The sequence below is a fragment of the Synechococcus sp. H70.1 genome (genome assembly GCF_047502705.1).
Classification (GTDB): Bacteria; Cyanobacteriota; Cyanobacteriia; order Thermostichales; family Thermostichaceae; genus Thermostichus.
This window is the reverse complement of record NZ_JANSIV010000076.1, coordinates 40,419-48,215: the sequence shown is the minus strand read 5'-3', so window position 1 is coordinate 48,215 and position 7,797 is coordinate 40,419. Positions and strand designations below refer to the sequence as shown.

9 protein-coding genes and 1 other RNA gene are annotated in these 7,797 nt (G+C 58.3%); 4 read left to right on the top strand and 6 right to left on the bottom strand.

Annotated elements, in window-relative coordinates:
* Positions 1-273: 273 nt before the first annotated feature.
* On the bottom strand, positions 274-1,299 hold the full coding sequence (locus NW827_RS05640) for a long-chain acyl-[acyl-carrier-protein] reductase (RefSeq protein ID WP_414361965.1): 1,026 nt from the start codon (positions 1,297-1,299) through the stop codon (positions 274-276).
* Positions 1,300-1,409: 110 nt separating this feature from the next.
* Complete coding sequence (locus NW827_RS05635; RefSeq protein ID WP_414403325.1) at positions 1,410-2,129, bottom strand: aldehyde oxygenase (deformylating); 720 nt, start codon at positions 2,127-2,129, stop codon at positions 1,410-1,412.
* Positions 2,130-2,308: 179 nt separating this feature from the next.
* Between NW827_RS05635 and NW827_RS05630 the strand changes: the two genes are divergently transcribed.
* A complete protein-coding gene (locus tag NW827_RS05630; RefSeq protein ID WP_414403324.1) occupies positions 2,309-2,620 on the top strand; it encodes a hypothetical protein in 312 nt (103 codons plus the stop codon).
* Positions 2,621-2,627: 7 nt separating this feature from the next.
* On the opposite strand, the gene NW827_RS05625 is transcribed toward NW827_RS05630, so the two are convergent.
* Positions 2,628-3,116 (bottom strand): pentapeptide repeat-containing protein, encoded by a 489-nt coding sequence (locus tag NW827_RS05625; protein ID WP_414361970.1) that lies wholly within the window; start codon positions 3,114-3,116, stop codon positions 2,628-2,630.
* Between the two features lie 141 nt (positions 3,117-3,257).
* Here NW827_RS05625 and NW827_RS05620 point away from each other — a divergent pair, with 141 nt between their 5' ends.
* Both NW827_RS05620 and atpD read left to right on the top strand, forming a co-directional pair.
* Positions 3,258-3,566, top strand: coding sequence for a gas vesicle protein GvpV (locus NW827_RS05620; protein ID WP_414403323.1), 309 nt, complete (start codon positions 3,258-3,260; stop codon positions 3,564-3,566).
* Between the two features lie 241 nt (positions 3,567-3,807).
* Positions 3,808-5,241: a F0F1 ATP synthase subunit beta gene (gene atpD, locus NW827_RS05615; protein ID WP_414361973.1), complete on the top strand. Its 1,434-nt coding sequence runs from the start codon at positions 3,808-3,810 to the stop codon at positions 5,239-5,241.
* Between the two features lie 267 nt (positions 5,242-5,508).
* Here atpD and rsmI read toward each other — a convergent pair whose 3' ends face one another.
* On the bottom strand, positions 5,509-6,426 hold the full coding sequence (gene rsmI, locus NW827_RS05610) for a 16S rRNA (cytidine(1402)-2'-O)-methyltransferase (protein ID WP_414503430.1): 918 nt from the start codon (positions 6,424-6,426) through the stop codon (positions 5,509-5,511).
* Between the two features lie 90 nt (positions 6,427-6,516).
* Positions 6,517-6,703, bottom strand: a non-coding RNA gene (gene ssrS, locus NW827_RS05605) — 6S RNA.
* 118 nt (positions 6,704-6,821) lie between these two features.
* Here ssrS and NW827_RS05600 point away from each other — a divergent pair.
* A complete protein-coding gene (locus NW827_RS05600) occupies positions 6,822-7,346 on the top strand; it encodes a hypothetical protein (RefSeq protein ID WP_414361975.1) in 525 nt (174 codons plus the stop codon).
* Here the strand turns inward: NW827_RS05600 and NW827_RS05595 are convergent.
* Positions 7,308-7,577 carry an indolepyruvate ferredoxin oxidoreductase subunit alpha gene (locus NW827_RS05595; protein ID WP_414361976.1) on the bottom strand — a complete coding sequence of 90 codons (270 nt, stop codon included), beginning with the start codon at positions 7,575-7,577 and terminating at the stop codon, positions 7,308-7,310. The two genes, NW827_RS05600 and NW827_RS05595, sit on opposite strands and share 39 nt — an antisense overlap.
* Between the last annotated feature and the right edge of the window lie 220 nt (positions 7,578-7,797).

The window sequence follows — 7,797 nt, the reverse complement described above, 5'->3', positions numbered from 1 at the left end:
CTGGCTGAGACGTTAGTATCTCCCGGACGCTTGCCACCGTTTTAGGGACTCGCCTGGGAACAGCAACCTGAGCGAGCTTTTCCGCCCTGCCCTCAAGGGCTGGGTTCTGGACAGGCTGCGCTTAGCCGCAATGGCTCCCAGGGCAAAGTTCAAGAAGCTCACCACCCGCTCAGACTCTTCAGAACGGGCTTAAGCAAAGTCGGCATCCTGCTGCCAATCTGCCTAAGGTGAGTGGTAAAGAAGCGCTTCCGCGTCGTTTTTTTAACCTTGAGCCTAAGCTGCCGGCAGGAGAGGGCGAAAGCCGTGCTTGCGCGACAATTGCCCAATGAGCTCTAGTTTCTCCAAAGTAATGAGGTTGCGGCCCCAACTGAAATTGGTGTGCAGACCCTCGAACTCCAGCAGCATTGCCTCGGCAAAGCAGGCAAAGAGGTGACGGGCGGGGTTGGCCACATTCAAAAATTGCATGATATTCCACTCAATATCCAGCGCGTGTTCCACCATGCCACCGTCGATGACATATAACCCCTTGCGCTGCAACCGAGAGGCGATGTTTTTGGGATAGCCGCCGTCGATGATGACGCAGGGATCCGGCAACACTTGGGGATCGAGGGTTACCCCCTGGCTCATGCTGGCCACCCAGACAATGAAGTCGGCGCGCGGCAAGGCCTCTTCTAGGGAAGAGATCTCCCCTTTTTTGAGGGTGGCCTGCAGTTCTTCTAGGCGTCGCCGCTCGCGGGCTATGAGCAACAGCTTGGCTACTGAAGTGCAGTTCACCAGCCACTGACAAATGGCACTGCCGATATCGCCGGTAGCTCCCACCACGGCAACTGTGGCAGCAGCCAAGTCCATAGCGTAGCGCTGGGCTGCCGCCTGCAATTGTTGACAAATAATGTAAGCGGTGTGGGTGTTGCCAGTGGTGAAGCGCCGGATCTCCAGGTCAACGTTGCGCACCCGCTTGAGGGTTTCGAGGCGAAAATTCTCAAAGATAATGCTGCTAAACCCGCCTAGCGCAGTGATATTGAGGCCCCGCCGCTGCGCTAGGGCCATGGCATTTAAAACTTTACGACAGGCCGCCTTTACTCGACCCCCAGCCAGCATTTCCGGTAGGAAACAGGATTCAACGTACTGACCATAAATTTTCTGGCCAGTGATACTGGTAACTACAATCTCATCCACCACTTGAGGTGGAGCCATACACCAAAATTCCAGGTCACTTTCCGCATATTCGGCATACCCCAGCTTGTCTGCCACCTGCTTTGCGTTGGCCAGGCTAGTCAAGTGCCCGATCAGGCCAAACATAGACGCTCACTCACTTCTTCCATCCGGATCCCATCAAAACATGTCCCAGCAAGAGTAGGGAGCGCTCCAGCTAGGCCAGACACCCCATCGGCAGGCAGAGTAGAGGCGGGTCAAGCAGCCCGCAGACCCTGGGCTGAGAGGCGCATCACCTCGCGCGTGCTAAAGCCAATGTTGGCCAGCGCTTCGCCATAGGCAATGAGGAAGTCCTCCACAATGGCCTCGCGATCCATGTAGATAGCTTCTATGTCTTCATTCACCTGCTGCAGCATCTGCCAGACCAGGGGCAGATTTTGGGCGTTGGCCGCTTCAATTTGGGCTTTGACCTCAGCAAAGTTTTCGCCCAGCCAGCGCTCGCCAAAATTAAGGTGGAAATATTCGTCCTTGACTACCCCTTCCGTAATCTTGCGGGCAAACTCATCGGCAACTGGGAGGTAGATGTTGTAGGCAGCAATGGCAAAGCACTCGATGATTAGCGACTGAATAACCAAGCAAGTAACCAAGTCTGCAGCTGCTGCCGCTTTTTGGAAATTATTCCGCAAGGGGGCAAAGAAAGCACGGGCAAACTCCCTCTCGGGTTCTACCTGCAGATTTTTGCCACAGGCTTGGAAGCCCTTCATGTGGCGCAGTTCCATCTTGGCCAACTTGCGCAGCTCCTCTGCAGCTTCCGGCAGCATTTCGGCCAGCTTAAGGTAGTTGTTATGGGCTTCCTGTTCCCCTTCGATAACAATGCCGTTGATACGGGAGTAGGCCTGCCGATACCGTGGGCTGCTGTAGTCTATCCCATCGGCAGGGGAGGGAGAGGTGTTGGGCAGGACGTTCGCTGGGGCCATACGCATGCATCTCCTTTTGTCGTCGTAGATTGCTGGGAACCGTTTGCCAGCCAGCAATCCTAGGGCTTGCCACCCAATTGTTCCTCTACTCAGGATAGCCTTAGGTGGCACGGAATTTGTCGGATGAGGAGACAAGCCTGTTAGGGTGAGTGCTCAAGTGGTGTTGGGGGGCCTGTGGTATGTCTGCTCTTGGGGATGGCCTGCAGCAGTTGCGCCAGTTGCTGGTGGAGCTGGAGGAACAATCCCTCGATCAGCCAATTGGCAGTGCCGAGGAGGTGTTGCAGGCAATCGAGTTGGCAACGTCTTTTGAGCTGTTCGAGCCAGAGAGCAGTCGCTTGCTGCTCCAGATTGTGGCCAATCTTTGGGATCGGGTGCGCCAGCACGATCTGTCGGCGCCGGAGATTGCAGTGGTGGCGGAGAAGCTGCGGGCAGTGGGCTACACAGACGCTGAGATCGAAGAGATTTTGGATCTAGAGCCGCAGGAAGACTAGCGAGAGGCTAGGCAGAAACCATGCCCAGTTCCTCAGTATCTGCTTCCAGTTGGGTAGCAGGGTTGTAGCAGGCTCCGCGCAGGTTAGCCAGTTTCAGCTTGCAGCCGCTGAGGTTAGCCCCTTTGAGATTGGCACTGCTGAGGTTGGCCCCCGCCAGGTCGGCCTGGCTAAGATCGGCGCCACTTAGATCGGCTGCAGTCAGGTTGGCGCCGCGCAGGTTGGCTCTTTGCAATTGGGATCCTGGCAACTTGGCTTTCTCCAGGTTGGCCAGGCGCAGGTTGGATCCCTGCAGATCGGCCTGGCTAAGATCGGCGCCGCTAAGGTAGGCCCGCTCCAGGTTAGCCCCCGCTAGCTTGGCTTGCTGGAGGAGGGCCCCCCCTAAGTCAATCCCAGGTAGCTCCGCGCCAGTCAAGTCAGCTCCTGGCAGTTGGCTGTTGCTGAAATCGCGCTCACCCCTGCTGTAGCGTTGCAGCAGTTCCGTTACGCTCTCAACCATTCCCCTTTTCCACACCCGACAAGTCGGATCTTAGGGGGGGAAACAGTTGCTGCCAAGAATACAGCTGCCGCAGCCAGCTCCCCCTTCTTCAAAACCGCGCTAGGATGGGCACATCCCCCCTCTTGTCCCAAACCTCCTGTGATGGACTTGCCCCGCGTGCCCCGCTCCCGACCTCGGCCAAAGTTGCGCTCGATCCCTCGCCGCAAAACCGAATCTGCCCTCTATGCCGAGATGCAGCAGCTCTCGCTAGAAAAGCAGCGGCTTAATCAGGAACTGGAGTTTCTCCAGGAGCGGCAAGGGCAAATACAGGCACGGCTTCAGGAAATTGAACAAGCGCTGCAGCATTTTCAGCAGGCAGCAGAGGCTTTTCGAGATCCCGCCTCTTCCCCAAAGCCCCATCCTGCCGGCTTTTCTCCCTCGCCCTTCCTACCCATGACCTTTGAGTACTGAGCCAGTTTGCAGGGGGGCAAGCCAGGTGCGTGCCTGAACCTGGGAAAGCCAATCTTACAGGGGGTTAGGGAGAGTGGTAGGCTGATCCTAGCAGTGAGGCCGAGGTCCTGCAGCAGACCAGTTGTCTGGCAATTGCCCCCGGCTTTCCCTGGCGGGATCCGACGCCCAGCTTAGGAGCCACTCATTCAACATCGCTAAGTCCACAACTACAGCTGAGCAAACAAGGAGCTAAACCACAACCATGGTTAGTGCTACTGCCACTGCAGCCAACGTTGGCTACATTACCCAGGTCATTGGACCGGTGGTTGACGTCGAGTTTCCCAGCGGCAAGCTGCCCCAAATCTACAATGCCCTCAAGGTGGAGGCCACTACCGAAAGTGGTCTGAAGGTAAAAGTTACCTGTGAAGTGCAGCAGCTTTTGGGAGATAACCGCGTGCGGGCCGTGGCCATGTCTTCCACCGATGGGCTGGTGCGGGGTATGCCGGTGGTGGATACAGGCGCCCCAATTACTGTGCCAGTGGGTGAGGCCACCCTGGGCCGTATTTTCAACGTGCTGGGAGAGCCGGTGGATCAGGGAGGGCCGGTACAAGCTAAGGAGTATGCCCCTATCCACCGCAGTGCTCCGCCCTTGGTGGAACTCAGTGTCAAACCGGAGCTCCTTGAAACTGGCATTAAGGTCATTGACCTGCTGGCCCCCTTCAAGAAGGGCGGTAAGGTAGGCTTGTTTGGGGGTGCCGGTGTAGGCAAGACCGTACTTATCCAGGAGCTAATCCACAACATTGCCGAAGAGCACTCTGGCCTGTCAGTGTTTGCCGGTGTGGGAGAGCGCACCCGCGAGGGAAACGACCTCTACAACGAAATGAAGGAGTCTGGGGTGCTGAGTAAGGTGGCGCTGGTCTACGGCCAGATGAACGAGCCGCCGGGTGCCCGCATGCGGGTGGGCCTCACCGCCCTGACGATGGCCGAGTACTTCCGCGACGTCAACAAGCAGGACGTGCTGCTGTTTATCGACAACATCTTCCGCTTTGTGCAGGCTGGCTCGGAAGTGTCGGCGCTGTTGGGCCGGATGCCCTCGGCGGTGGGCTATCAGCCAACCTTGGCGACAGAGATGGGCAACCTGCAGGAGCGGATTACCTCCACCAAGCAGGGATCCATCACTTCTGTGCAGGCGGTGTATGTGCCTGCTGACGACTTGACGGATCCGGCACCAGCGACGACGTTTGCCCACCTGGATTCGACAGTGGTGCTGTCGCGCAGCTTGGCAGCCAAGGGCATTTACCCCGCGGTGGATCCCCTGGATTCTTCATCCACAATTTTGCAGGCGGACATTGTGGGGGAAGAGCACTACAACACAGCCCGGGCAGTGAAGCAGACGCTGCAGCGCTACAAGGAGCTGCAGGACATCATTGCTATTTTGGGCCTGGACGAGCTCTCGGAGGAAGACAAGCTGGTGGTGGCCCGTGCCCGCCGCATTGAGCGTTTCCTGTCGCAGCCCTTCTTTGTGGCGGAAGTGTTCACGGGCTCGCCCGGCAAGTACGTGAAGTTGGAGGATACCATCAAGGGCTTCCAGCGCATTCTCTCGGGAGAGCTGGACGAGCTGCCGGAACAGGCCTTCTACCTGGTGGGCACCATCGAGGAGGCCATCGAGAAGGCAGAGAAGCTCAAGTCCAAGTAACTCCTTCCCCCTCCCCAAGGGGAGGGAGAGGAGGGGGGCCAGGGACCCTTGGCCACAGGCCGGAAGCAGTACCGTAACAGGCGTACCTAGGCCTGCAGGACTTGGCTGCGGGGGAGATCAGCCGCCCCAGCTCGTTGACTGGGTAGGCGCCCTTCTCCCTGGTCATTGGAGGGCAGGGCGGCAAAGCAAAAGCAAGAGCCCGCCCAGTAGAAGGCTCTCGGCTGCTGCCCCAGCTTCCAGGCGCTGATTCTTCCTGCGCGCCAGGCTTTAGGAGGCTGTCTCCTCGTTGCTGGTAGAAGGAAGCTCGACGCTTAGGGAGGGATCCTCCAGCTGCAGGGAGAGCTCATAAAGGCGGCGCCGCGTCCAGAAAGAGGATCCCTGCAGACGCTGAGCCAGTTGTCGGCTGGCGGCGGAGCGGGGCAGGCCCTTAGCCAGCAGGCAAGCCAGCTCCTGGCGCACTTCTGCTTCGGAGGGGGAGATTTCCTCGCCCTTTTCTAAGGAAGGCCGCCCCTCCAGAACAAGGGTAAATTCTCCCCGCGGCGGCTGGGCAAGGCAGTGCTCCAGAGCAGCGGCCAGGGATCCCCGCCAAAAGGACTCGTGCCATTTGGTGAGCTCGCGGGCTAGCACAATCTGCCGCTGGGGGCCGCAGTGCACTAGGAGATCCTGCAAGGTCTGCTGCAGGCGGTGGGGGGCTTCGTAGAGAACGATGGTGCGCTCTTCTTGGGCCAGTTGCTGCAGGCGTACCTGGCGCTGCCTGGGTTTAAGGGGAAGAAAGCCCTCGAAGACAAATCGTTCGGTGGGCAAGCCGGAGGCCGTCAACGCGGCCACTGCCGCCACAGGCCCAGGCACCGGGATCACCGGGATCCCAGCTTGGATACAGGCGCGCACCAACTCCTGGCCTGGATCGGAGATGGCGGGTGTACCGGCATCGCTGATGAGGGCCACCGACTGCCCTGCTGCTAGGTACTTGAGGATCTGCGGGATCCGCCGACTGGCATTGTGCTCGTGGTAGCTAATGAGGCGAGCGGAAATTTGAAAATGGCTAAGAAGCTGACCAGAATGGCGGGTATCTTCCGCAGCCACCCAGTCCACCTCTTGCAAAACTCGCAGTGCGCGTAGGGTGATATCTTCGCGGTTGCCAATGGGAGTAGCCACCAAGTAAAGGGCGGCGCTGGGGTGCTCCATTCCCGGGGCCCGAAGGGATCTCCAGGCTAAGGGCTGGTAATTTGGAAACGACTCTCAGCAGCAAGAAAGCCCTCTTTTGAGGGCCTCCTCAGGGATACTGTTTGCGCCGTTTTACCGTTGTTTTCGACCTGGAAAATCCACGATAGGACATCGGGGATGACTATTGATAGTTTCCAAACCAAGTTTGGCCTACTGCTCTCACATCCACACCCGTCCTAATTTCCAAAGGGTATCGATCGCAAAAACATAACGGCAGTCACCAACGCCTCAGTATCCTTTGGCTATCATACCGTATTCCTGGGCTAGATCTGTCAAGGACCTAGCAAGGATTTGCAGGGAGAGAGGCTAGGCCCGCCTTTAGCTACGATAAGGGACAGCTCAACCTTTTGGCAGCCATGCTGGGTTCTCTGTTGGACAACATCTACGGCGCCTGGTTTTTACCCGAGCGTACCTTTCGCCTGCTGCGACAGCAGCCTGTCCTCTGGCAGGCGTTTGTGGTGGTAGCGCTGCTCCACATCCTCGAGGCCCTTCGCCGCTTTGGGGTAAACTTGCCGAGCTTGGTACTGGCCGTCGTGGCGGGATCCCTAAGCTGGGTAAGCTCAGCAGCTTTGTTGCAGGGGCTGGCCTTTTGCTTTGGGCGGGCTGCCCCTTCCTTTGCGGCACTGCTTTGCCTAACGGCCTTTGCCGGTTTGCCTTGGCTGCTCCTGGGGCCTGCCCAGTCTTTGGGCGGGGTGGCCGGATCCCTCTTGGGCTTAGTGGCGCTAGGGTGGTTTGCGGTCTGGCAGGTGCGGGCAGCGGCGGTGGCCCTGGATCTGGAGTGGTGGCGTCTAGTTGGCCTAATCCCAATGGCCTTTCTGGGAGGGATCCTGTCCCTGAACTGGTTAACCAGCGGCCTCCTCGCCTTGGCTTCTCTGGGCTAGGTGGGGAGGAAGTACTCGTTGCAGCTCGGGTCTTTCCTCGGGGAGGATGGCGCCTTCGATGGGGCAAACCTGTAAACAGATGCCACAGTCGATGCAGACGGCAAAGTCAATCCAGAAGTAGTTGGTGCCTTTGGCATTTTTGCCATCCCCCGGGTGAATACAGGCAACAGGGCAAGCCTCCACACAGTCGGCAACGCCTTCGCAAACGTCGGTAACAATGGTGTGTGGCATGGATCCCTCCCGCCGGCAATTCTCACTCCTGTTGGTCAGGGCAGTCAGCCTCAAGTCTGTCCGCCCTCTGTCCGTGGCTTGCGGATGGTTTTGTCATTCTAGGCGAAAACGGGCCTCTTGATGGGTAGTCCCCGCAACTGCAACAGTAGCAAAGGTGAAGAGGGACAGGGGAAGTTTGGGCTAAGCTTTCTCTGAGGAAAGCCAAATCAAGCGGGAGTGG

Bases quoted from the DNA above. Each gene is read 5' to 3' on its own strand.
- NW827_RS05635 (WP_414403325.1), bottom strand. From the start codon at position 2,129: ATGGCCCCAGCGAACGTCCTGCCCAACACCTCTCCCTCCCCTGCCGAT.
- atpD (WP_414361973.1), top strand. From the start codon at position 3,808: ATGGTTAGTGCTACTGCCACTGCAGCCAACGTTGGCTACATTACCCAG.
- NW827_RS05625 (WP_414361970.1), bottom strand. From the start codon at position 3,116: ATGGTTGAGAGCGTAACGGAACTGCTGCAACGCTACAGCAGGGGTGAG.
- NW827_RS05600 (WP_414361975.1), top strand. From the start codon at position 6,822: ATGCTGGGTTCTCTGTTGGACAACATCTACGGCGCCTGGTTTTTACCC.
- NW827_RS05595 (WP_414361976.1), bottom strand. From the start codon at position 7,577: ATGCCACACACCATTGTTACCGACGTTTGCGAAGGCGTTGCCGACTGT.
- rsmI (WP_414503430.1), bottom strand. From the start codon at position 6,426: ATGGAGCACCCCAGCGCCGCCCTTTACTTGGTGGCTACTCCCATTGGC.
- NW827_RS05630 (WP_414403324.1), top strand. From the start codon at position 2,309: ATGTCTGCTCTTGGGGATGGCCTGCAGCAGTTGCGCCAGTTGCTGGTG.
- NW827_RS05620 (WP_414403323.1), top strand. From the start codon at position 3,258: ATGGACTTGCCCCGCGTGCCCCGCTCCCGACCTCGGCCAAAGTTGCGC.
- NW827_RS05640 (WP_414361965.1), bottom strand. From the start codon at position 1,299: ATGTTTGGCCTGATCGGGCACTTGACTAGCCTGGCCAACGCAAAGCAG.